At 44.7% G+C, this 25,649-nt stretch carries 16 protein-coding genes; 7 read left to right on the top strand and 9 right to left on the bottom strand.

The annotated features are described in order from the left end of the window. Window positions 1-89: 89 nt before the first annotated feature. From scpA to udk, 4 genes are read right to left on the bottom strand one after another with little or no spacing between them, the layout of a single operon-like run. Complete coding sequence (gene scpA, locus EQY75_RS08505) at window positions 90-2,237, bottom strand: methylmalonyl-CoA mutase (protein ID WP_129604928.1); 2,148 nt, start codon at window positions 2,235-2,237, stop codon at window positions 90-92. Continuing rightward, entirely contained in the window at window positions 2,230-3,612 is a 1,383-nt protein-coding gene (locus tag EQY75_RS08500; RefSeq protein WP_129604926.1) for a methylmalonyl-CoA mutase subunit beta, read from the bottom strand. Before EQY75_RS08500 ends, scpA begins: the two co-directional genes overlap by 8 nt. Next, a complete protein-coding gene (locus EQY75_RS08495) occupies window positions 3,596-3,937 on the bottom strand; it encodes an FtsB family cell division protein (RefSeq protein WP_129604923.1) in 342 nt (113 codons plus the stop codon). The genes EQY75_RS08500 and EQY75_RS08495 overlap by 17 nt, the downstream gene beginning before the upstream one ends. A gap of 5 nt (window positions 3,938-3,942) precedes the next feature. After that, the gene (gene udk, locus EQY75_RS08490) at window positions 3,943-4,551 is read right to left on the bottom strand and encodes a uridine kinase (RefSeq protein ID WP_129604921.1); all 609 of its coding nucleotides are present in this window, start codon (window positions 4,549-4,551) and stop codon (window positions 3,943-3,945) included. 265 nt (window positions 4,552-4,816) lie between these two features. On the opposite strand from udk, the gene EQY75_RS08485 reads away from it, so the two are divergent. From EQY75_RS08485 to EQY75_RS08475, 3 genes are read left to right on the top strand one after another with little or no spacing between them, the layout of a single operon-like run. Continuing rightward, window positions 4,817-5,302, top strand: a complete 486-nt coding sequence (locus EQY75_RS08485) for an acyl-CoA carboxylase biotin carboxyl carrier protein subunit (RefSeq protein WP_129604918.1) — start codon at window positions 4,817-4,819, stop codon at window positions 5,300-5,302. Between the two features lie 14 nt (window positions 5,303-5,316). Further along, window positions 5,317-6,759, top strand: a complete 1,443-nt coding sequence (gene accC / locus EQY75_RS08480) for an acetyl-CoA carboxylase biotin carboxylase subunit (RefSeq protein ID WP_129604916.1) — start codon at window positions 5,317-5,319, stop codon at window positions 6,757-6,759. A gap of 3 nt (window positions 6,760-6,762) precedes the next feature. Further along, complete coding sequence (locus EQY75_RS08475) at window positions 6,763-8,304, top strand: acyl-CoA carboxylase subunit beta (protein ID WP_129604914.1); 1,542 nt, start codon at window positions 6,763-6,765, stop codon at window positions 8,302-8,304. An 18-nt stretch (window positions 8,305-8,322) separates the two neighbouring features. On the opposite strand, the gene EQY75_RS08470 is transcribed toward EQY75_RS08475, so the two are convergent. From EQY75_RS08470 to nagB, 4 genes are all read right to left on the bottom strand, one after another. Beyond that, on the bottom strand, window positions 8,323-9,399 hold the full coding sequence (locus EQY75_RS08470) for an anhydro-N-acetylmuramic acid kinase (protein WP_129604911.1): 1,077 nt from the start codon (window positions 9,397-9,399) through the stop codon (window positions 8,323-8,325). Between the two features lie 7 nt (window positions 9,400-9,406). Beyond that, window positions 9,407-11,017, bottom strand: coding sequence for a glycoside hydrolase family 3 protein (locus tag EQY75_RS08465; RefSeq protein ID WP_129604909.1), 1,611 nt, complete (start codon window positions 11,015-11,017; stop codon window positions 9,407-9,409). Next, complete coding sequence (locus tag EQY75_RS08460) at window positions 10,995-12,260, bottom strand: MFS transporter (RefSeq protein WP_129604906.1); 1,266 nt, start codon at window positions 12,258-12,260, stop codon at window positions 10,995-10,997. The genes EQY75_RS08465 and EQY75_RS08460 overlap by 23 nt, the downstream gene beginning before the upstream one ends. An 88-nt stretch (window positions 12,261-12,348) precedes the next feature. Further along, entirely contained in the window at window positions 12,349-14,292 is a 1,944-nt protein-coding gene (gene nagB / locus EQY75_RS08455; protein WP_129604903.1) for a glucosamine-6-phosphate deaminase, read from the bottom strand. Between the two features lie 158 nt (window positions 14,293-14,450). Here nagB and EQY75_RS08450 point away from each other — a divergent pair, with 158 nt between their 5' ends. Continuing rightward, the gene (locus tag EQY75_RS08450; RefSeq protein WP_129604900.1) at window positions 14,451-15,200 is read left to right on the top strand and encodes a DeoR/GlpR family DNA-binding transcription regulator; all 750 of its coding nucleotides are present in this window, start codon (window positions 14,451-14,453) and stop codon (window positions 15,198-15,200) included. Between the two features lie 2 nt (window positions 15,201-15,202). Beyond that, window positions 15,203-16,018 carry an N-acetylmuramic acid 6-phosphate etherase gene (gene murQ, locus EQY75_RS08445; protein WP_129604897.1) on the top strand — a complete coding sequence of 272 codons (816 nt, stop codon included), beginning with the start codon at window positions 15,203-15,205 and terminating at the stop codon, window positions 16,016-16,018. Between the two features lie 20 nt (window positions 16,019-16,038). On the opposite strand, the gene EQY75_RS08440 is transcribed toward murQ, so the two are convergent. Further along, window positions 16,039-17,160, bottom strand: coding sequence for a PQQ-dependent sugar dehydrogenase (locus tag EQY75_RS08440; protein WP_129604894.1), 1,122 nt, complete (start codon window positions 17,158-17,160; stop codon window positions 16,039-16,041). Window positions 17,161-17,292: 132 nt separating this feature from the next. Here EQY75_RS08440 and EQY75_RS14235 point away from each other — a divergent pair, with 132 nt between their 5' ends. Both EQY75_RS14235 and EQY75_RS08435 read left to right on the top strand, forming a co-directional pair. Continuing rightward, window positions 17,293-18,999 carry a hypothetical protein gene (locus tag EQY75_RS14235; RefSeq protein WP_246019838.1) on the top strand — a complete coding sequence of 569 codons (1,707 nt, stop codon included), beginning with the start codon at window positions 17,293-17,295 and terminating at the stop codon, window positions 18,997-18,999. Beyond that, entirely contained in the window at window positions 18,951-25,634 is a 6,684-nt protein-coding gene (locus tag EQY75_RS08435; protein WP_246019836.1) for a T9SS type B sorting domain-containing protein, read from the top strand. The genes EQY75_RS14235 and EQY75_RS08435 overlap by 49 nt, the downstream gene beginning before the upstream one ends. The last annotated feature ends 15 nt before the right edge of the window (window positions 25,635-25,649 follow it).

Below are 25,649 nucleotides of genomic sequence, written 5' to 3'. Positions count from 1 at the left end.
CAGAAAATGTATTTTGTTAACAGAAAGTGAATAACTTAGGGCGTGTTGCCTGCAATAATTGAGATTAATTAAGGCGATATGGTAAATGATTATTTTGCCGAATCTAAAAGGATTTCCAGAATCTGAATTGCGGCTTCACTAATTTTTGTTCCCGGACCATATACGGCAACTGCACCGGCATCAAAAAGAAAGTCGTAATCCTGTTTTGGAATAACTCCTCCAACAATGACCATGATGTCTTCCCTGCCAAATCCTTTAAGCGCTTCCAGGACCTGCGGAACGAGTGTTTTGTGTCCTCCTGCGAGAGATGATACTCCCAAGATGTGAACATCGTTCTCTACCGCTTGTTTCGCCGCTTCAGCGGGAGTTTGAAACAAGGGGCCGATATCAACGTCAAAACCGAGGTCGGCATAACCCGTGGCCACCACTTTTGCACCCCTATCGTGCCCGTCCTGGCCCATTTTGGCAATCATGATCCTCGGCCTGCGTCCATCCTGCAAAGCAAATTCATCCGCAAGAGTGCGGGCTTTTTTAAAACTCTTATCGTCTTTTATCTCCTTGGAATACACACCTGAAAATGTCTGGATTTTTGCATTATATCTTTTAAACACAGTCTCCAGGGCATCGCTTATTTCCCCAAGGGTGGCCCTGTTCCTTGCAGCATTTACGGCTAAAGCTAGCAAATTATCTTCAGTTTTGCTGCCATTCATTTTCTTCCCGGCAGCAGCTGTAAGAAGATTCAGGGCGCTAGTCAGGGCTTTCTCATCCCGTTTCTTTTTTAACTGCTGTAAGCGGTTGATTTGCTGCCTGCGCACTTCGGCATTATCTACTTCCAGGATCTGAAGCATTTCTTCTTCCTCTAAGCGGTACTTATTTACGCCGACAATAATATCTTTTCCACTATCAATCCTCGCCTGCTTTTTGGCAGCGGCTTCTTCTATTCTCAGTTTTGGGATACCTTCTTCGATGGCTTTGGTCATCCCCCCGAGAGATTCAACCTCTTCTATGAGTTGCCAGGCTTTTTTGGCAAGTGCATCAGTAAGGTATTCCACGTAATAGGATCCTGCCCAGGGATCAACCGTTTTGGTAATTTCAGTCTCTTGTTGCAAATAGATTTGCGTATTTCGTGCGATCCTGGCGGAGAAATCTGTGGGCAATGCTATGGCTTCATCAAGGGCATTTGTATGTAAACTTTGAGTTCCTCCAAATGCGGCAGCCGCAGCTTCTATGGTTGTTCGCGCAACATTGTTAAAGGGATCTTGTTCAGTAAGGCTCCAACCGCTGGTTTGACAGTGAGTTCGCAGGGCGAGTGATTTTGGGTTTTTCGGGTTGAATTGCTGAACTAATTTGGCCCAGAGCATTCGTCCGGCCCTCATTTTTGCTATTTCCATAAAATGATTCATCCCGATCGCCCAGAAAAACGAGAGTCGCGGGGCAAAAGCATCAATATCCAATCCGGCCTTCAGTCCGGTTCTGATGTATTCCAGGCCGTCGGCGAGGGTGTAGGCCAGTTCAATATCGGCGGTGGCGCCTGCTTCCTGCATATGATAGCCTGAAATACTGATACTGTTAAACTTGGGCATGAACCTGCTGGTGTACTCAAAAATATCGGCTATGATTTGCATGGAGGGAGCCGGGGGGTAGATATATGTATTCCGCACCATAAATTCCTTTAGGATGTCATTTTGTATGGTCCCTGCAAGTTTTTCGGGGGATATGCCCTGTTCTTCGGCAGCAACGATATAAAATGCCATAATCGGGAGAACAGCCCCGTTCATTGTCATGGAGACAGACATCTTATCCAAGGGGATACCATCGAAGAGAATTTTCATGTCCTCTACCGAGTCGATCGCCACCCCTGCCTTGCCTACGTCACCTTGTACCCTTTCGTGATCACTGTCATACCCCCTGTGGGTGGGGAGGTCAAAGGCAACCGAAAGTCCTTTTTGTCCGGCTTCAAGGTTTCTTCTGTAAAACGCATTACTCTCCTCGGCAGTGGAAAAGCCTGCGTATTGCCTTATAGTCCAGGGTCTTTGCACGTACATGGTGGGGTAGGGACCCCTTAGATAAGGAGGGATTCCGGCTGCGTAATTAAGATGCTCTAAGGAAGCCGTATCTTCTTTATCGAAAGTATTGTGAACTTTAATTCCTTCGGCAAAGTGTGTTGATTTTTCAGCATGCCCGGCAACAGGAATTTCGCCGATTAATTCAATATTTTGCAAGTCCTTTCTACTCATGCTCTAGTCGTTTTTTCTCCAGGCTTTCGGCAAGCCTTTTTTCCAAAATAGGTTCAATCAGTGTTTTTTTAGCCTCGAATTTCATAAAAGGGGATACCTCCAAATTATCTTTCATAGCCTCCTGATTATTTTGGTAGCCGTTAGACCCCACTAAGATATCCGAACCCTGATCGAAGCGTTCCTGTTCTTTGGTGGCCTGTTCTTTAATTTTAGGCTGAATGGTATGCGCTTTTAAGGCGTATAAGAAACCGCCGGAAGCTTCCAATTGTTTAAAGAGGGAAAGCGCCTTTTCTGCCATTTGCTTTGTCAGAGTTTCAATATAATAAGCCCCGTCTGCAGGATTTGAAACCGCACCCAGATAACTTTCATTCTTAAGAATGAGGAGTTGATTACGCGCAATTCGGTCCCCAAATTCATTCTCTTTCTGATAAAGGGAATCATAGGGTAGATTACAAACCGTATCTGCTCCTCCATTGACAGCAGCCATGCACTCCATGGTAGAGCGTAAAAGGTTGGAGTTGTATTCGTAGATCGTTTTGTTCCTTTGGCTGGGTTGGGCGACAATATGGCAATGTTCCGGGGCATCGTATTCCCTGGCGAGTGTGGCCCATAACTGTCTTAGCGCTCTTAATTTGGCAATTTCAAAAAAGTAATTCGAGTTTACCGAAACCTTAAAGACAGGGATTTGCATTTTTACATCCGCCGCATTGGCTTTTAAATGATGCACGTATTCATGAGCTTGTGATAGCATGTACGCTAATTGCTGTACCCGAATGGCCCCGGCATTTTGATAAAGGCTCCCATCAATAGAAATCGTAATGGAGCCTTCTAATTCTCTGTTTAACTGAAGCCATGCATCTAAATCTTCCTTCATGGACCTGAACCAATTTCCGGTCCTGGCAAGATTACCGATCACATCAAAATGTATAATAAAGGACGCCTTTTTCTCCTGTGAAATTTCCTTCAGGGTTCCGAGAAGGGTATCCGCGAGAAAATTGATTTCAAGGTGAACCGGGTACTGCTTCAAATCTATGCCCTTGAGGAGGGATCTTAAATCAATATCGGGCGAATGAAGCTTAAAGAATAAACTCTCGGCGCCTTTTTCCAGACATCTGAGCGCCCTGGCATTGGCTTGTTCGGTATCTTCAACCGAGATAGGCTGACCAACTTTCCATTCATCTTCGGCAGAAAGACCCCTGGCAGGAGGTTGCTCCAGATCATCCGTATTGTAAAAAGGTTTTACTGCGATCTGGTCTGGGCTGTTCCACACTAACAAATAATTGTAGTCCTGACCTTTTAAACCGTATTGGATCTGCTGTTTCCAGGCCTTGGTTGAAGTCGGTGGAAAATCGTAAAATTCATTCTTCTTGCTCATCCTCTTTATTTTTAAGGCTATCCTCATATTCAATGAGATAGATCTCTTCCCCCTTCTTTTTTAAATAATACTTTTCCCGTGCAAATTTTTCCAGTTCTTCCGGGTCTGATAGCTTTTCGAGTGTTTTTCTATCTTTTTCTATCTCGTTCTTTAAAAAGTCCTTTTGTTTTTCAAGGGTATTGATTTGTTTCTTGAGTTCCATATGGATGAGCAGCGAATTCGTATCAAAAAAAACCATCCATATTACAAATGCTGTGAGCACCACGATATAGAGGTTAGTTGCAATCGAAAACCATTTTTTCTCCTTCAGTTCTTTGAGTCCCATACCCATTAATTGAGCTTATCAGTGATGATGGTTCTTACGATATTGACAGCTACGGTATTGTACTTGTTGTTGGGGATAATAATATCTGCGTATTCTTTTGTCGGTTCAATAAATTGGTCGTGCATGGGTTTCAGGGTGTTTTGGTATCGACTCAGTACTTCTTCAAGATCCCTGCCTCTCTCGTGGATATCCCTTTTTAGTCTTCTGATTAGTCGTTCGTCAGAATCAGCATGGACAAAAATTTTGATATCGAACATCTTTCTGATCTCCGGATGTGTCAGAATTAGTATGCCTTCAACAATCATGACCTTTCTGGGATGGGTCTTGATGACATCCTTCGTCCTGTTGTGTTTAGGGAAGGAGTATACGGGTTGATCAATCGGCTGTCCCTTTCTAAGCCTTTTCAGGTGCTTTCCCAGAAGCTCAAAATCTATGGCCCGCGGGTGGTCAAAATTGATCTTGGCTCTTTCTTCGTAAGTGAGGTGTGAAAGGTCGTTGTAATAGGAGTCCTGCGAGATCACTCCAACTTCTTCCTCAGGAATTTCATTGACGATCTGATTGACCACCGTGGTTTTTCCACAGCCGGTACCTCCAGCAATCCCTATGATCAGCATTTTTGTAATCTTTTGTCCAAAAATACGGATTTGGATGTATTATTTATCCTCTCCACTACATCAATTTATCTGGCATAATTACGAAGGATCAGCTTGCCAAAATATGATAGAGATCATATATTGGAAAGTCGATGAGAATTACCTTTGTCTCAGATTTGAGCAGTGCTGAAATCAATAGCGGAAATACAACTGGAAATATTATTTTCCGAACATCCATTTTTTACATATATTTCCGTTCTTTCAATTGTGAAACCATCCGTTAATTATGCCTCAAAAGTTTAAAGTCTCCGTAAATGAGACACACGAATTTTCCCTCACAGCGTCTGATCTGGAAAAGACAGACATCCTTCAAACAGCACCATCTAAATACCATGTTTTAAAAGAAAACAAGCCTTTTACAGCTGAGGTGGTTGGGAGTGACTTCCTGAGTAAAACCTATAAGGTGAAGGTGAAAAATGAAGTCTACGAGGTAGTGCTGGCCGATGAATTAGATCAGCAAATATCACGTATGGGCTTTTCGCTCGGATCTGCAAAAAATATAACGGCGATTTCTGCGCCTATGCCCGGACTCATCCTGGAAATAAAGGCAAGAGAGGGCGATTCGGTAAAGGAAGACTCTCCGCTAATCATCCTGGAAGCCATGAAAATGGAGAATGTGATTACCTCCCCGAGGGAGGGAGTAATTAAGAAAATTTCGGTAAAGGCAGGGGAAACCGTAGATAAAAAACAACTGCTTATTTCTTACGAATAACTAGTAAATAATATATGAAAAAAATACTGGTAGCCAACAGAGGAGAAATTGCCATCAGGGTGATGAAAACCGCAAGGCAAATGGGCATTAAAACCGTGGCGGTGTATTCTACGGTCGACAGGCATGCGCCTCATGTCACCTACGCAGATGAAGCCGTTTGTATAGGCGAAGCTCCTTCTAAAGAATCCTATCTCAACGGATCCCGCATCATTGACGAGGCTAAACGCCTGGGGGCCGATGCCATACACCCCGGCTATGGATTTCTAAGTGAAAATGCTGATTTCGCAGATGCGGTAACAAAGAGCGGACTGATATTTATCGGGCCTAAACCGAAAGCCATTCGGATGATGGGGAGCAAGCTGGCGGCGAAGGAAGCCGTTAAAAATTATGACATCCCAATGGTGCCCGGAATAGACGAGGCCATTGCTGATATTGAAAAGGCGAAGAGTATTGCAAAGGAAATAGGCTTTCCCATCTTGATTAAGGCTTCTGCCGGAGGTGGAGGGAAAGGAATGCGGATAGTGGAGCAAGAAAAAGACCTGGAATCACAGATGGAAAGGGCTATTTCTGAGGCTACATCAGCGTTTGGTGATGGCTCTGTCTTTATCGAAAAATACGTGAATTCACCTCGTCATATTGAAATACAGATTATGGCTGATGCACATGGTAATATCCTGTATTTCTTTGAACGGGAATGCAGCATACAACGAAGGCATCAAAAAGTGGTGGAAGAAGCGCCTTCAGCTATTTTAACGCCTGAGCTGAGGAAAGAAATGGGAATAGCAGCTACGAAGGTGGCACGATCCTGCGACTACCTTGGCGCAGGGACCGTTGAATTCCTGATGGATGCCGATCTCAATTTCTACTTTCTTGAAATGAACACCCGATTACAGGTTGAACACCCTGTAACGGAGCTAATCACAGACGTAGATCTGGTTGAGTTACAGATCAGGGTGGCCAGGGGAGAAGCGCTTGACATGAAACAGGAAGACCTGAAAATAAAGGGTCACGCTTTGGAACTCAGGGTATATGCCGAAGATCCGCTGAATAATTTTCTTCCCAGTGTAGGTACCCTGGAACGTTATCGTTTACCTGGTGGCGAAGGAGTGAGGGTTGACAATGGCTTTAAGGAAGGGATGGAAATACCCATTTACTACGACCCCATGCTCTCAAAATTGATTACCTATGGAAAAAGCAGGGAAGAAGCCATACAACGATTGGCCAAGGCCATAGAGGAATACGAAGTGGAAGGTGTGCAAACGACCTTGCCCTTCGGACTATTTGTCTGTGAACACGAAGCATTTCGCTCCGGGAACTTCGACACCCATTTTGTAAAAGACCACTATTCCCCTGAAATACTAAAGAAGAAGGCACTGCAGGAAGCAGAGATCGCAGCTTATGTGGCCTTGAAGCAATATTTGCAAGACCAGAAACTCCTTAGAACCCCAACTTCATAAAAGATGAGTGATAATTACAAGAAATTAAACGATAGGATCCAACAGGCCAAGCTTGGTGGGGGTCAGCATCGAATCGATAAACAACACCAGAAAAAGAAGTTAACAGCACGGGAACGGGTCGCTTACTTGCTCGATGAGGGATCTTTTGAGGAGATGGGGATTTTGGTGACCCATAGAACTACAGATTTTGGAATGGATAAAGAGATCTATTTCGGTGATGGTGTAGTGACAGGTTACGGTACCATCCACGGTAGGTTGGTTTATGTCTATGCTCAGGATTTTACTGTTTTTGGAGGTGCTCTATCCGAAACCCATGCTGAAAAAATTTGTAAGATCATGGACCTGGCAATGAATGTGGGAGCTCCCGTAATCGGATTAAACGATTCCGGCGGAGCAAGAATACAGGAAGGGGTTAGGTCATTGGGAGGTTACGCTGATATTTTTTATAGAAATGTAAAGGCTTCAGGCGTAATCCCGCAGCTTTCGGCGATCATGGGGCCTTGTGCTGGTGGAGCGGTGTACTCTCCTGCGATTACCGACTTCACGCTGATGGTAGAAGATACAAGTTATATGTTCGTTACCGGGCCCAATGTGGTTAAGACGGTAACTAATGAAGAAGTTACAGCTGAGGAACTGGGAGGTGCAAGCGCCCATGCCATCAAATCAGGAGTGGCCCACAAGACTTCTTCCAATGATGTAGAGTGCCTTGAAGATGTAAAAACACTGCTGAGCTATCTGCCTCAAAGTCACAAAGAAAAGGCCAGAGACCTGCCTTTTGAATTAAAAGATGAGATGCGTGATGTCTTAGAAGACCTTGTTCCGGACAGTCCAAATAAACCTTATGATATGCACGAGGTGATCGGCGGGATTATTGATGAAGACAGTTTCTTTGAAATTCACAAAGATTTTGCAGAAAATATAATTGTAGGATTTGCCCGTTTGGCGGGAAAAAGCATAGGTATTGTTGCTAACCAACCCATGTTTCTGGCAGGAGTACTCGATGTAAACAGTTCGAGAAAGGCAGCCCGATTTACACGCTTTTGTGATAGCTTTAATATCCCGTTATTGGTTCTCGTGGATGTTCCTGGCTTTCTTCCCGGAACAGACCAGGAATGGAACGGAATCATAGTACATGGAGCTAAATTGCTCTATGCCCTTAGCGAGGCTACTGTGCCCAAGGTAACTGTTATTACGAGGAAAGCCTATGGTGGTGCCTACGATGTGATGAATTCCAAGCATATCGGGGCCGATTTCAATTATGCCTGGCCAACCGCTGAGATCGCAGTGATGGGCGCTAAAGGTGCCAGTGAAATTATTTTTAGAAAAGAGATCAAGGCCGCTGATGATCCTGATAAAAAGCTGGCAGAAAAAGAAGCGGAATACGCCGAGAAATTCGCTAATCCATTTAGGGCAGCTAGTCGAGGCTTTATCGATGAAGTAATACCTCCGAGGGAAACCAGGAGGAAGCTGATCAAAACCTTCAGTTCACTCGAGAAAAAACAGGTTGCCATGCCGCCAAAAAAACACGGGAACATTCCGTTGTAGGTAATTGATCAGAAATTGTTAAGCGGGTAAGTACAGTACACCGGAAGAGGAATCACGGCGAGCTCCCGTTACCGAGTGTAATACATTGATCTCCTGTTCCAGACGGAGTACTCCCATAAATGCAAAGACCAGGGCTTCTTTGAATTCGATCAGCTGGTCTGTAGGGGTTTGAATGGTTACCTGGGCTCCTAATTTTTCCTGTAACACTTCGATAAGGAAGGTATTAAATGCGCCTCCCCCTGTTATAAGCAGGGATTTCTCGCCTTCTGCCGGAATTTTTTTGATCGCTCTGCTAATCTGTTCAGTAATGTGATGCACGCTTGTATGTAAAAGGGATTCCATAGGATGTTTCAATCCTTTGATAAGAGGCACGATCTCTTTTGAAAACCATTCATATCCCGTCGATTTTGGAAATGGCTGTTTATAGTAGTTAAGATCATTGAGGGATTGAAGCAGAGATGGGATCATTTTTCCCTTTCGCGCCAGCATTCCACCTTTGTCATAGGCCAGACCCTTTCTGGAAGTAATAAAATTGAGTAACATATTCGCCACACCGATATCGTAGGCAATGCGTTTCTCCTCATGAGAAAAGGAAATATTGCTGATACCTCCCAGGTTCAGGCAAAAATCATAAGAATTAAAAAGAAAGTGATCTCCTATCGGAACAAGGGGGGCTCCTTGTCCTCCCAGGGCAACATCATTGGTCCGAAAATCACAGATCGTCTTCATCCCCGACGCATTGGCTAAATGCTGTCCGGATCCCAATTGGAAGGTCAGGCCTTTCTCAGGCTGATGATGTACGGTATGCCCGTGACTTGAAACAAAGTCGACATCCAAACTTTCATCCTCAGCAAAACTCTTGGCCTGTTCCCCAAGCCATATACCGTATTCATTGTGAAGACTTAACATTTGATCTGCGGGGTAGCTTATGACTTCCTGTAATTTTTTCCTTCGCTTCTGATCATAGGAAATGCTCCTTGTTTTTACAATTTCAAATTCCCAGCGTGTAAGGGGTTTTCTGATGTGGCAATAGGCCAGATCAAGGGCGTCAAGGGAGGTGCCCGACATCATTCCTATAACTTTATACGTCTTCATTTGATTTTTATAATTTGACCGGCAAATATCCTGTTGCCGTAAAATTACCTAAAAAGTGTTCGGCTGCAATCATTTCAAAACCATCGAGATGCTGATAAGCAATGACAATTCCTTTCATAGTCTCTATTGGCAAAAGTCTGAGAAAATAAGGATTTCCAAAAAGATAAAGAATTGAATCGTAATGACTCAAAAGTTCAATGAGTATTTCGAGCTTTCCCTTTCCTAAACCAAAAGCATCCACAGGTTTGGCAGTAGGCAGGTACACTGCGAGCAGAAGTTGTTTTTGGGAACCAATCTTATTTTTCAGTTTTTGGAAATTCCCGTTCTCTTCCAGGGTGAAGTACTTTTCTTTTTCCCATCCAATTTTTTTCAGGAATTGTGATTCGGTATCAGCCCCAATTGAAATAGCATTAAAATCATCTTCTCTAAATTTTTGAATTTCAGCCTCTGTACCGCGAAATAGGGTCAGACTTTTTCTCGCTATTCTTTCGTTGAGATTTAAAGGAGAGCTTAGTTTTTCAGCTTCCTTCCCCTGCTTATTAATCCCTTTCTCCTTGAGGGTCCACACCTTTTTAAAACTGGCCTCTATCTGATTTTCCTCAGCTGTATTGCAAATCTGTTCGATTCCTTCCACTACATTTTCGGCAAAGCATAAAACATCTGTCCCGGCATTAAAAGCAGCCCATTCCAACATACCTTTTTCGTTGAAAGAATTGGAGACACTACGCATATTCAAGGCGTCAGAAACCACGACCCCTTTATAATTAAGAGTATCGAGAAGCAGGTCTCCGATAATATGTTTCGATACAGAGGCTGAGGTTTGTTGTCCATCAGTAATTTCAGGGAGTGATATATGCCCAACCATAATAGCGTCAACTCCGTTCCTAATCAAGGCTTTAAAGGGAACGAGTTCTTCCTTGAGGAGATCGGTTTTCGTCTTATCAATTACGGGTAGCTGAAGATGTGAATCTGTAGCCGTGTCACCGTGGCCCGGGAAGTGTTTGGCACAACTGAGAATTCCTGCATCCTGAAGTCCTTTCGAGAAGGCTGTAGCGCAGACACTTACTTTTTCTTTGTCGCCGCCAAAGGATCGGTATCCAATAACAGGATTATCAGGATTGCTATTGATGTCGGCCACGGGAGCAAAATTCCAGTGAATCCCGGCAATTCTGCAATCGCTTCCAATGGTTTTAGCTATTTCATAGATGAGCAGAGGATCATTGGCAGCTCCCAGGGTGATAGCATATGGATATTGAGGGGTTTCCTCTATCCGCATTGCCAGCCCCCATTCAGCATCAATGCTGATAAGTAGAGGATACTTAGCAGCTCTCTGATACCTTTGGATAAGACCTTTGAGTACGGAAAAACTTTCTGCATTGTAAACTACCTCCTTTTTACCTTCAAAATTCGTGGCTGCACTTGCCCTGCTGTGGAAGAAACAAATCCCCCCAACCGCACCTCGGGAAACTAAAGATTGGAGTGCCAGGATCTCTTCCTCCGTATCATTGATAAAAGCCGCAGGCATAAAAAATTGCCCTACCTTTTCTTTTAGCGTGAGTTTTTTAGTTGCCTCGGCGTAAGGAATCACACCCAGACTAGCTTGCCCGTTTTTTCCCATATTCAGGAGGATATTTAATGTACTTTAATAAAATAAGGGAGGGTAGTGCTGCTAATACGACCCATATAAAAAAGCCATCATAGCCCAGCCATTCCTGCATATATCCACTGATCAATCCGGGAAGCATCATGCCCAGGGCCATAAACCCTGTTGCCAGGGCGTAATGGGAGGTTTTAGAAATGCCTTCAGCAATATAAATCAGATATACCATAAAACCGGCAATGGCAAAGCCGTATCCAAACTGCTCTAAAATGACTGTTGTTACAACAGCACCTAAGTTGCTGGTTTCAGTGATGGCCAGGAAAGCGTAAAACGCATTCGGAATGTTCAAGGAGAGTACCATGGGGAAGAACCATTTTTTTAAGCCATGTCTGGAAATAAGGATTCCTCCGAGAATACCCCCTACAGTGAGCATAATCACCCCTATTGTTCCGTATATGGTTCCCACTTCAGCTGTAGTGTATCCAAGGCCACCTGCTTCGGGTGGATCGAGAAGAAAAGGAGAAGCCATTTTAACCAGTTGGGACTCACCCAGTCTGAAGAAAAGGATAAAGGCCAGGGCCATTCCTATACCGGGTTTTTTGAAAAAAGATGTAAATACCTCCAGGAAGCTATTGGGCTTGTCGAGGACAATCGCTTTGGACGATTCAAATTTAGGACAGAAAATAGCATTGGAAACTGTAAATAATAGCATGAGTCCGGCAGCGGCAATCATGGTAACCGACCATGCTTTTGTATTATCCCCGTAGTAATTTTCAAGGAACCCCGCTAAGATTACCAGTAGACCTTGTCCGGTAACATTGGCCAGCTTGTAGAATGTACTTCGAACACCCACAAAAAAAGATTGCTTCTCTTCGGTCAGTCCGATCATATAGTACCCATCGGAAGCTATGTCATTGGTCGCGGAAGCAAATGCTGCCATCCAGAAGCAAGCCAGGGTGGTGATAAAAAAGATATTGGTTGGAAGGGTTAAGCCGATGGCCAGAAAGGAAAGGGCGACCAGCAATTGCATAAACAGAAACCAATTGCGTTTAGTGCCTATCAAATCGAGGAAGGGGCTCCACAAGGGTTTGATCACCCAGGGCAGGTAAAGCCAGCTGGTATACAGGCCGATATCTGCGTTACTGATCCCCAGTTTTTTGTACATGATCACCGAAACAGTAACCACCATGACATAAGGTAAACCCTGGGTAAAGTATAGGGTAGGTACCCATGCCCACGCCCATTTATTTTTTTGTATCATACCAGCTCTTCAGGCTAAATGTAAAAATTAAACTTTGGTTAGGCTTCCTGCTTCACTAAAATATTTGGCTTGCTGAATAAGTTCTTTTCTACATAAAGTGATAGCGCACAAAGCCTTCTATGGCCTCGTATTCGGCTAGGCCGAGCGCATTGTAGTTCTTTGCGGTTTCTTTGTTCCTCTGTTCAGCTCTTTGCCAGAATTCTCGATTATCATTCCCCGGGAACATCGCGCTATCCTTTTGAGACTGGTGTTTAAAGATGGCATTTTTTTTCCGTTCCATATCTGCCGGACCAATAGGTACCGCCATTTCCATATCGGCGATATCCCACTCCTGCCAGGCACCTCGGTAAAGCCAGACATAGCAGTCTTTGAGCCAGGACGCCTTTTCCTTTACCAATTTGTCAAGAGCCCTGTAGATAATGTTCAGGCATACCCTGTGAGTGCCATGCGGGTCGGATAAATCTCCTGCGGCAAAGATCTGATGAGGTTGAATCTCCTGTAATAATTCATAGGTCTGTTGAATGTCGGCATCTGAAAATGGCTTTTTCTTTACCGTCCCCGTTTCGTAAAAAGGCAGGTTCTGGAAATGGGCATTGGATTCTTTAACACCGCAGTACCTGCATGCGGAAAGTGCTTCTCCTTTTCGGATCAGGCCCTTGAAATTTTGGATTTGCGGACTGTCGACTTGTCCGGGTAGTTTTTTATCCAGAAATTGTCTGACTTCCCTGACTTGTTTTTGCAGCTCTTTGTTGTTTTCCTCTACTTCCCTGGCAAAATCTAGAAAGCGGATGACCTCGTCGTCAAAGACAGCGATATTTCCGGAAGTCTGATAGGCGACGTGTACTTCATGTCCCTGATCTACCAGTCGGAGCAAAGTACCCCCCATGGAAATAACATCATCATCGGGGTGCGGACTGAAGATAAGTGAGGTTTTGGGGTAGGGTTCTTTTCTTTCCGGTCTTTTGCTGTCATCCGCATTTGGTTTCCCCCCTGGCCATCCTGTAATAGTGCGTTGTAACTGGTTGAAGACGATAAGGTTTATGTGTTCAGCAGATCCCACTTCAGCAATAAGGCTACCCATTCCGTATTCGTTATAATCCTCGTTGGTCAATTTCAGAATAGCTTTGTTCAGTTTTTCTGAAAGCCAGATAGTGGCCCTTTTGATTAGAATGTCGTCCCATTGGCATTCGCTTACAAGCCAGGGGGTGCTTACGCGTGTTAGAGCAGAGGCTGCAGCTTCGTCCAGGATAAAGTCGCAATTATCGTGATGCTGCAGGAAAGTTGCAGGGACCGACTCACGTACGGGTCCTTCCACAGCCTGATTAATAATGTCTGACTTTCCTTCGCCCCAGGCCATTAGGATAATCCGTTTTGCGGAGAGTATGGTTCCTACACCCATGGTAATCGCCCTGGAGGGCACGTTTTCCAGGCCAAAGAAATCACTGGCAGCATCCAGTTTCGTAACTCTGTCTAAACGTACGAGCCTTGTTTTACTTGACAGCGTAGAACCCGGTTCATTAAAGCCGATATGACCTGTTCGCCCGATCCCCAGCACTTGTATGTCTAGTCCGCCTGCCTTCAGTATTTTTTGTTCATAAGCCCGGCAATAGTCTTTTACATCTTCTTTTTCGAGAGTACCGTCTGGAATATGGATGTTGGATTTTTTTATATCGATATGATCAAAGAGGTGTTCCCCCATAAATCTCACATAGCTGTGTATCGAATCAGCAGCCATTGGGTAGTATTCATCGAGATTGAAGGTGATCACGTTTTTAAAGCTCAACCCCTCCTCCTTGTGAAACTTTACCAGGAATTCATAAACTTTGGTTGGGGTAGACCCCGTAGCAAGGCCAAGTACAGCGTTTTTGCCACTTTTCTGACGCTGGCGGATGAGTTCAGCAATTTCGTTGGCTACATAAAAAGAGGCCTCTTCAGAATTTTGATGAATCTTGGTGTTGATCCGTTCAAATTTACGCGATTCGTCATCGGTTGGAAAAGAACCGGTTTCAGAAGCTGGAAGGGAGGAAATCATAGTGTTGGATTAAAGTGTTATACGAGGCAAAAGTATAGAATTATTTTTAAATATGCAGTATTTTGCAAGAAATAATGCAGTTAATTGCTATTTAGTAATTATATTTGTTCAATAAAAGCATAAAACAGCATAATTGAATTGCTAAAAATCCCTTACAGATGTTAAAAGAAGAGCGTAAACAACTAATATTAAACGAGGTTGACCTTCATAACCGGGTTTTGCTCACTGATCTATCTGAAAAGCTCGAGGTTTCCGTTGACACCGTTCGCAGGGATGTGAAGGAACTCGACGCCAGTAGCAAACTCAGGAAGGTTCACGGGGGTGCGATCTCACTGGGATATACCCATACCTCTACCAGGAGTTCTAATGTTTATGCCCTGAATGAAAAGATCTCTATTGCAGAAAAAGCCGTGGGGATATTGAGGAATGGGGATGTAATTTTTATCGATGGGGGAACAACCTGCCTGGAGATGGCACGCATGATTCCCCCCAAAATAAAACTTAGTTGTTTTACCTTCAGCCTCCCTGTGGCACTGCAATTGGCAGGTATGCCCAATGTAGATCTTATATTTATAGGCGGGAGAATCTCCAGGGAATCAATGATTTCTCATGGAGCGTATACCATACAGCGCCTCGCCGAAGTACGCTTCGACTATTCTTTTATCGGAACGGGTTATGTAGATTCACTTCACGGTTTGACAGAATTTGACTGGGATGTAGTGCAACTCAAAAAAGCAGTCATCCGAGCTTCCAAAAAAACTATACTTTTGTGTATCTCTGAAAAGTTAAATTCCCAGCATCGGTTTAAAACTTGTGATATCCACGCTATCAATTCGATGATTACGGAATTACCGCCGGAGAGCGCCTTGTTAAACCCATTCAGAAATCAGGATCTACGCCTGTTATAGCCATGTCCGAATTCAAAAAGATTACCGAAGAGGCTTCAGATTACGATCATCTGGAACAGATGAGCACTGCTGAATTGCTGAGAAATATGAATAAGGAAGATCAAAAAGTTGCTTTAGCAGTTTCTGAAGCAATGCCAAGGATTGAGCAATTGGTGGAAGCCCTTACAGACAGGTTCCTTGCCGGAGGCCGACTTTTTTATATCGGGGCAGGTACGAGTGGCCGACTAGGGATACTTGACGCATCTGAGATTCCGCCCACTTTTGGCCTTTCACACGACCGTGTTATTGGTATTATCGCAGGTGGAGACTCCGCGATTCGCAAGGCGGTTGAATATGCCGAAGATGATACAGAACAGGCCTGGAAGGATCTTCAGGCTTTTGATATCAATACTTCTGATACGGTGGTAGGTATCGCCTCATCAGGAACTACTCCCTATGTAATCGGCGGAATTTCTACGGCTCGAAAAAAAGGATTACTCACTGCCGGCATCACCAATAATCCGGGATCTCCCCTTGCTTTGGCAGCGGAAATTCCCATTGAGATGGAGGTAGGACCCGAATTTGTCACGGGAAGTACCAGAATGAAAGGGGGAACCTCTCAGAAACTGGCTCTGAACATGATCTCTACAGCGCTGATGATTAAAATTGGCAGGGTAAAAGGAAATAAAATGGTGAACATGCAATTGAGTAATAATAAACTCGTAGACCGCGGCACCAGATATTTAATGGAAAGTCTGAACTTAGACTATCAAACAGCAGCCGAAACCCTGCAGAAATACGGCTCGGTAAAAAAGGCCATAGACGCCTGCAGTAAATAAAATCCAGTTTTAAATCAGGATTAAGCTTTAGGCACTAATTTGTAAATTCCCTTGCCTTCAACGGCTACGTAAATATATCCGTCAGGCCCCTGTCTTACGTTTCTCACCCTTCCGATGTCCTCGAGTAATTCTTCGCGGTAAGTCACTTTTTCACCATCCATTTGCAGACGTTCCAAATATTGAAAGGAGAGTGAGCCTACCAGTAGATCACCTTTCCATTCGGGATAGATATCTGAAGTGACAAAGGTCATTCCGCTGGGAGCAATGGAGGGTACCCAGTAATGAATGGGTTGTTCCATCCCTTCCATTTCTGTTTTATCGGTTATTGGGGTACCACTGTAATTGATCCCATACGTAATTACCGGCCAGCCGTAATTTGCCCCTTTTTTTACAATATTGATCTCATCTCCACCCCTAGGTCCGTGTTCATGGATCCAGATTTCCCCGGTTTCGGGATGTTTGAGCATTCCCTGCGGATTTCGGTTCCCATAGGTGTAAATAGCCGCTTTAGCCCCTTGTTCGTTCACAAAAGGGTTGTCACTTGGGATAGAACCATCGTCATTTATCCTGTAGACTTTTCCTCCGTCACGAGTGAGATCCTGTGGATTTACATCCCTGTCGCCCCGTTCCCCAATGGTGAAGTAGAGATAGCCTTCGTTATCAAATTCGAGTCGGGAACCAAAGTGTTGCCCGCGGGTAGTATTAGGAGTTGCTTTGTAAAGCACCTCGACATTGGTCAGAGAATTTCCTTGCAGTTTGGCTCTGGCAATAGCTGTATTCCCTCCTTTGTCATCGCCTTCTTCTGAAGAGTAGGAAAGGTATAGCCACCCGTTCTCCTCATATGAGGGATGGAGTTCAATGTCTAATAATCCTCCCTGCCCTCTTAGGTAGACCTCGGGAACGTTGTTGATTTGTGTCTTTTCACCCTCTTTGTAATGGATGATTTCTCCTGATTTTTCGGTAATCAACATACTCCCATCAGGAAGAAATACCATTCCCCACGGAATTTGCAATCCGTCTACAATCAAATCCGCCGAAACGATCATTTCTTCCGGTTTTTTCAACTCATTATCCGTCTTCTGAGCACAAGAGATAAAGGTCATTACAACGAAAAAACAGGGGATAACGATACTTTTTTTCATTTTCAAACGTTAAAATGATTAATAATAATGGTGTGAGAACCAAAGATAAAGAGAAAATTATAAGATTGATAACTACGCTCTGAATATACTGATCCCAAATCAACATATTCTTGCCATAATATGGATTAACCTATGCTCCCTAAAAAATTCAGGCATTTTTTGTATGCCGTGCTTTGGTTGGTGTTCTGTATCATAGGTACATCGGCCATAGCAAATCCAAGCGTTTACAGCTTTTTTTCAAGGTTTGATAGTGTTTCCTCGGTTGAGACCAATCAGGCAAAAGCAGATAATAAAGCGGAATTTTCCGTTTCTGCCGTTGCTGTGGAGACCGATCTAGCCCTATCCCCTAATGCCCCAATGTTTGTCACCATTATTCTAGGGGCCGATGAAGAGGTAACCTGCCCTAATGACGGTAGTACCCTTGCAAAATTCTTTCTCTGTGGTACCAGTGACGTCAGAACCTTGAGTTTAAGTCAGTCCGGAACCTCCTACGAATGGCAAAAATTAGACCCAAACCGTTGTGCAGCTTCTGTGGTGGAAGATTGTGCAAATACCAACAACACCTGTTACGACACCGTAGGTACGGGAGCTACCTACGACCTGGATTCGAGCGGTGAATTCCGGGTAAGGGTCGATGGAGGCCAATACTACTATTTTAAATCTACCTTAAATCCTCTTAATCCACAGTTGATTAAAGAGGATATCATTTGCGGTAATCCGGGTAGGGTTGAAATTACCAATGTTCCTGCCGGTTATGAGTACAGCTTGAATAGCCCTGCCGGACCTTATCAGGACACCCCTTTCTTTGATATCACCGCCCCGGGTAATTATTTGGTTTATGTAAGATTGAAGAATGTATCGAGTAGTTCGTGTATTTTCCCCTCCAACTCGGTTACAGTACAAAGCCTCGACATCAATGTGGACGTTACTGCAAACGATATTCTGTGTAGCGGGGAGCTGGGTAGTATTGACGTGCAGGTCACCGGAGTTCCTGGATTCTATACCTACAGGCTTATCAAGAATGCAGTAACGGTAGATACCTTCGGTCCTGATGCAGCAAGCAATTACACTTTTGCCAATGTGAGCCCGGGAACCTACAGTGTAAGGGTGGAAACCAACAAATGTAACGAACTCATTACTCTTGACGTCAATTCGGATCCCATTGTAATAGGGAACGGGATCAGCCCTATTGCAGTTTCTGCTACCGCTAACGATAGTTTTGGTTGTGGTGCAGCAACGGTAGATGTCACCATTGACACATCAGGGGGAACTTCTCCCTACAGATATAGCCTGGACGGCGGAGGAAGTTTTAGTTCTCCCTATGCAAGCACAGCCGTTTTTTCCGTGGCATCAGCAGGTACTTATTCCATATTAATTGAAGACGCCAACGGCTGTACCAGAACCGCGAGTGTTGATGTGGAAGACCTCCCTCCTCCTGTTTTCAACATTACTACTCAGGATGCCAATTGCGGCGGGGCAAATGATGGAAGTATTACAGTAAATGTCACCAATGGTTTTGGGTACAACCTTGAATTCAGTAACAACAATGGGGTTAGTTACCAAAGCAGTAATGTATTTACTGGATTGGCCCCAGGCAGCTATGACGTAATGATTCGTTATCAGCAAGGGAGCTTTGTCTGTACCACGCCGGCTACGGTGGAAACGGTGGGAACACCATCTAGTATTACCGCCACGGCAACCGTTGATAGTTCACCTACCTGTCTGAATGAAAACGGTGGGCAAATTACAATCTCCGGTGTATCAGGGGTACTGCCCCTTATGATTACAGTTTGGGTGCAGGTTTCAGTGCAACTACTGTTTTTACAAATCTCGGCGTAGGAACGTATACCCCACAAATAAGGGATGCTAATGGATGTGTTCAAAGTCTAGCACCCATCGTATTCAATGCCCTGGATAAGCCAACTGATATGGATTTTACCATATCAAGTATCGATTGTATCACCAGCACTGCCTCGGTGACAGTAGCCGTTACAGATGGTACAGCGCCCTTTACCTATGAGATCACCGCTCCTGCAGCAAGTGCTATAAACAACGGTAATAACCCTGTTTTTACCGGACTTGGACTAGGTACTTACACATTCCGGGTTACTGATAATGAGGGATGCTCCTATGATGAAGTTTTTGCGATAACGGATATCAGCTCAATATCTGTACAGGCACAGGCAACCAGGGTGGTGACTTGTGTAGGTGACAGTGACGGAGAAGGCCGATTCCTTGTAGACGGATTTGCCACTACTTATAGTTATAGTATAGATGCGGGACCCCTGAATACCGGTGAGAGCAATGGGATAATTTCACTAACCGGACTAAGCGCAGGAAGCTATGTGATCAGCGTAACCGATGAAGATACCAATTGTACCGATACGGCTACCCTTGTTATCGAGGAGCCTGCTGTGGCCTTTGCCATCAGTAACCTCAATGTAACGCCAATGAGTTGCCAGAATGGGAATATCGGAAGCGTTACCATAAATACCATTGGTGGATGGGGTGGAAATCGATATACCCTCACCCAACCCGATCTGTCAGTGCGAGGCCCGAAAAATGGAAATACATTTTCTAATTTATCCCTTGATGGCCTGTATCAGGTGAGTGTGACCGATGCGAATGGTTGTACCCTAACGGATAGTTTTACCCTTAATTCCCTTGCCGCACCTACCTTAACCATTGATAATGCGGCCAGTGATTTTTGTTACGATAACGTGGATGCAGCCACTATTGCTGTTAATGCAGCGGGAGGATTACCACCTTATCAATACAGAATAAATAGTGGCCTTTGGGTAGGAGGGAGTACCTTTAACGGGCTTACTCCAAATACCTATATCGTTGAAGTTGCAGATGCCAATGATTGTCGTGACACAGTTACGATAGTTATTGAACCCGAGATTTCTGCGAATGCGGTGACGATCACAGAACTCAATTGCGGAGGTCCGCCGGCTCAAATACAAGTAACCATTTCTAATGGCTATCCTTCCGGAGGAGATTATGATGTTTATGAAGTGAGCATAGATGGTGCGCCATACACTTCCTCTTCAAACAATATTACCGGAAATTCATTTATTTACAGTATTCCCAACGATGGATCGATTATTACCGATACTACTTTTCAGTTTTTGGTAAGTGATAGTCGAGGTTGTACTACAGAAACAAATGTGGTGACTATTTCGCCTCCTGAAGCCATTGTGGGCTTTGCCACTCCTACTGACACCAGTTGTGGGGATGACAATGGGATCATTACCCTTACCCCGGATACAAATTTCGGTGTACCCCCTTATGAGTTTAGTGACAACGGTGGAGTATCTTTTGGGACACAGAATGTGTTTTCAGGATTTGCACCGGGGGTGTACAATAACTTTATGATCAGAGACAGCAGAGGGTGTACAACGCCTTTGCTTTCAGCTACTATAAATGCAAGTGCACCCGTTGACGCTACAATAGTGGCTAATGATGCCGTGTGCGCTGCTCCCACAGTGGAAGGATCCATAGATGTTACTGCAGTTGCCAATGGTACAGCCTTGTACACCTACATCCTTCAGGATATTAATGGGGCAACAATTGCCACGGTTGGTCCAACGGCACTTACAGCAGTTAATTTTCCTAATCTTATACCCGGAACTTATACAGTAATAACTCAGGATGCCTCAGGCTGCGAAGACAGAGATACTGTTACCGTAGTACAAAATCAGCTTACCCTTACACCGCTTGATGTACCTCCTTTAAACTGTACCGATCCCTGGATTTCATACAGGTTACAGGCCAGTGGAGGTACAGCTCCCTACCTATTCGGTTTGGTGGGTAATCCGCTTGTGCCAGCCAACGTAAACGGGATTGACATCCACGATTTTGCTGCAGAAGTGACATTCGGTGTAACATACTTCGTACAGATTCAGGATGCATTGGGTTGTACCTATATCGAACGAATAGACCCTATTGTAGGTCCAACACCCCTTGCAGTTGCTGCTACAGCGACTTCTGCCGCATGTTCACCTACTGCCAATGGTACTATAGACTATGAAGTGACAGGTATAGGTTCCCCTGGCGATATAAGGATACAATTACAGGATACCAACACAGGAGCAATTATTACAGGGCCTTTTGATCTGCTTAATGAACCGATACCCTATAACGGAACATTCACCGCTCTGCCATCAGGCAATTATCAAATTATCGTAGAAGACCTCAATACCAGCTGTTCTGCCAGTACCTTGGTAGATATAGTGCCCAATGTTCCGGCTATTGTCATCGACAATAATATACCGGCAACCTGTAATGCAGGGGCGTTTGTGACAGTGAGAGGCAACGGTGGAACCCCACCATATGGTTTTGCCTATGTGCCATCCGGTAATCCTGCTCCGGGAGTTTTCACGGCCCAGACGACCTACGAAATTCCTGGTCCTTACCCGGCTAACTACGATTTTTACGTCCAAGACAGTTTTGGTTGTACTAGTTTTACCACGGTAAATGTCACCGCTGATGCGAGTGTGCCGGTGCCTACATTTGATGTAAGTAACCAGTGTACTGCTGTAGCCAATTATACGATAGATGTTCTTTCTCCTCTGAGTACAGGTTCCGGCTTGCCTCATGAAACATTTCAGTACGATATCGGAGGCGGATTCCAGTCGAGTCCCAATTTTATTGTTCCTAATCCGGGAGATTACACTATTACCGTAAGGGATGGAAACGGTTGTACTAGTACCGATGTCGCCAGGGTGTTCGATTTCTTTGCAATTTCAGCAAGTGCCACTTCAGAACCTACCTGTAATGCAGGTGATGGGATAATCACCGTAAATACAAGCGGAGGTAGTGGGAATTTCCAGTACGAACTCGACGATGGTATCAATCCGGTGATCGTGCAAGTAAACGACCCGGTCTTTATCAATATCCTTCCGGGTACGTATTCCATATTGGTCACCGACCTTGATTCTAATACTGTTCCACTTTGTTCTGATACGGCAACTGTTGATGTTACTGTAGTGACGAATCCTTCAATTTCGGCCACGCCTTTCGGGGATGTGACTTGTAATGGAGCCAATGACGGTTTTATTGGAGTTGAACTGCTCCCAGGGACAGATACTGACAGTCCATTTACCTACGTCCTATACGATGGAGGAACAGCAACGGTTTTACAGGGCCCACAGGGGATTTCACTTTTTGATAATCTGGCTCCAGGAACTTATCAGGTTGAGGTTATTTCAGATCGGGGTTGTACGGACAGATCTGGTGATATCGTTATTGCCGAACCTTCTCCATTACAGATCAACACCGTCAATACAGATTTTACTTGCGACCCTAGTAGTAACCGATTTAATACGGCAACAATTACTATTTACACTGATACCAACGGTGACGGTACCGGAATTGATACAGGTACAGCACCCTATACGTATAGTATGAATGATGGCACCCCGGCCTTTGACGGGACTAATTTCCAGACCAGCAATACCTTTGAGGTGATAGACAATGGTACAAATCAGACCATTACCCTGATTGCCAGGGATCAGAATGGTTGTGAAATTACCGACACCATAACTATAAATGCGCCGACAGACCTCACCTTTACCTACCTCGTGAATCCGCTTAGTTGTGACGCCAGTGGAGTAGGAGTAAACCCAGGTTCTATTGAGATTATTGTAGATCAGGGACCCGGAAATTACGATGTGGAGATTCTTCCCTTAGGCTCTGCTGCGGTACAGAATTCAGGAGGTACAGACAGAGTGGTCTGGAGCATAAGCACCCCCGGAGATTATATCTTTACGGTAACTGATATTGGGAATGCAGGTTGTTCCTACCTCACAGCGGTTGTCAATGTACCCGAATATAACAATATAGATGCCGTGATAGCTGAGGTTAAACCAGTGAGCTGTTTTAATGGTAACGATGGGGAAATTAGCATACAGATTAATGGCTATACAGGAATCTACAACTATGAGGTTTTCTCCAGAGATAACATGGGGGTTGAGACTACGACAGGAGTTACCGGGACTTTTGACACCAATATCGTCGGTCAGAACCCCGGAGTGATTACAGGCTTGCCGGCAGGTAATTTGGTGGTACATGTTGAGGCTCTGGATGATCCATTTTGTGACACCGTAAGTAATGTGGCCACAGTAAGGCAGCCAGACAGGGCCCTGACTGTTGCCATCCAGCAGACAGCAGAAGTGACTTGTGCCATTCCGGGTATCGGAGAGATCTTCCTTACCGGAGACGGTGGCTGGGGAACCTATGAATATCAGGTGATTGCTCCTGATGGATCTACCATCTTACAGGACTTCCCAAGCACAAATCCGAGTATCACTAATTTGTCTGATGGTACCTATACTATTAATGTGCGAGACCTGGAAGGGTGTATCGCGACCAACACCATAGATCTTTTATTACCCACTCCGATCTATGCTGATATACAGATTACAGCACCTTTACAGTGTAATAACGATAACAACGGAGTTATTGAGGCCTTTAACGTGAGTGGCGGACAAGGTCCGGGCAATTATCTCTACCAGTTGAACAGGATTTCGGATGGAACCAGCAGTGGTCTTCAAACCACGCCTTCTTTTGCGAATCTCTCTTCAGGAGACTATTCCATCACCGTTTTCGACGGTTGGTCCTGTAGCTATACCACCGTGCCGATTACCATAGTAGATCCGCCTGTAGTTATAGCAGAATTGGTTGAATTACAACCTCCGGGATGTGGGGATTTTGGAATCATGGAACTGACCATTACCAATCCTGAGCCCGGTGTAAGTTATTTTTACAGAAGATCAGGGACCGCAGATCCTTTCATCCCACTGAGTACAATAGATCCCCTTGCAACCGTGGTTCAGATTACCGAAGATATTACGATAGATCCAGGTCCTTTCCAGTACGATGTACAGAATTCAAACGGTTGTCCGTTTGAGATTTCAAACCAGATTTCTCTCGATCCTGCAGCACCGCTGGTGATTGCGCTTGATTTAACCAATGCTACGATCAATTGTGCGGGAGAAGCGACCGGAATTATCCGTTCTGAGGCTTTTGGAGGAATTGGAAACTATGTCTATACCCTGCTTAATTCTGACGTTCCTCCGGTTCCAACAGCAGGGAATACAGAAAGATCAGCACAGTCATCTGGTATTTTCCGTGATCTCGGTCCGGGTACCTACTGGGTATATGCTGAAAGTGGTGGCTGTACGGCTATTTCCACGCCTATTACTATTGTAGATCCACCACCCTTAGTACTAGATTATATTGAAGCCGTTCCCGTAAGCTGTTTCGGTGACATTGATGGTCAGTTAATTATTGAGGCCAGTGGAGGTACGGGGATTATCAGATACTCCATTGCTGATCAGTTGAGTGAGTTTTTTGAGGGGGATGATCCGATGTTCCCGAACAGAAAGACCTTTACCGATCTTGAACCCAGGAGCTATGAAGTTATTATCCAGGATGAACTGGGGTGTACCATAACCCAGACAATCACGATAACGGAGCCCGCAGAATTGGTTGCCGGAATTGGTAATTCGATTCCTGAGACCTGTTTGGGAGATGAAGATGGCGCAGTTACAGTCTTTGTAAACGGTGGAACGGCGCCCTATGAATTTGCCCTGAATTCTTCAGATCCGGCAGATTTTGCCCCAAATCCTACTATGACGTTCACAAACCTCCGTGGAGGAGAGACCTATGTGATCTTTATCAGAGATGCCAGGGGCTGTGAAACCAATGTAATTGTACCGGTGGGAATTGGGGTAGACCTGCTTCCCGAGGTGGTAGTCAACTACGGATGTGATGGGATATTCCCCAACAATACCACCGTTGTGTCTATACAGGATACTTCGCAATACGCTGAGATCTTATTTGCGCTTGATCCCGCAGATCCTACGGATGCGATTACCGCATTGGCCGATGATAACCGTACCTGGGGGGATTTACCAGCTGGCGATCACACGGTGTATATCTACCATTCTAACGGGTGTAGCACCTTTGTCGACTTTACAATAGATCAATACGATCCCCTGACCCTCGATCTGGTTAAAAGCGGTCCAAACGAGCTTACTGCTACGGCAACCGGAGGTTTCGGAGGCTACGAGTATTTCTTCCAGGGTGTTTCCTTTGGAAGTGAAAATACCTATGAGGTCTTTGAGGATTCTATGGTCACAGTAAGAGTGGTAGATCAGCAAGGATGTGAGGCTACCATGTCTATTCCTTTTGATTTTACAGGAATGCTCGATATACCAAATTTCTTTACTCCGGACGGGGATAATAATAACGATGTATGGTTCCCGAGAAACAGGGATCTGTTCCCCAATATCGATGTAAAGATCTACGACAGGTACGGACGTGTTGTTGCCGTACTAAATCAGGTCACCTCATGGGATGGAACATATGAGGGCAGCGAATTACCGACAGGAGATTACTGGTATGTTGTCAATGCTAACGACAAGGAAAAGCAACAGTATGTTGGGCATTTTACCTTATACCGATAAAGCCCCAAGCATGCT

This window comes from Muriicola soli (assembly GCF_004139715.1).
GTDB lineage: Bacteria > Bacteroidota > Bacteroidia > Flavobacteriales > Flavobacteriaceae > Muriicola > Muriicola soli.
The sequence above is the reverse complement of the archived record's forward strand: the minus strand, read 5'-3'. Positions and strand labels throughout refer to the sequence as shown.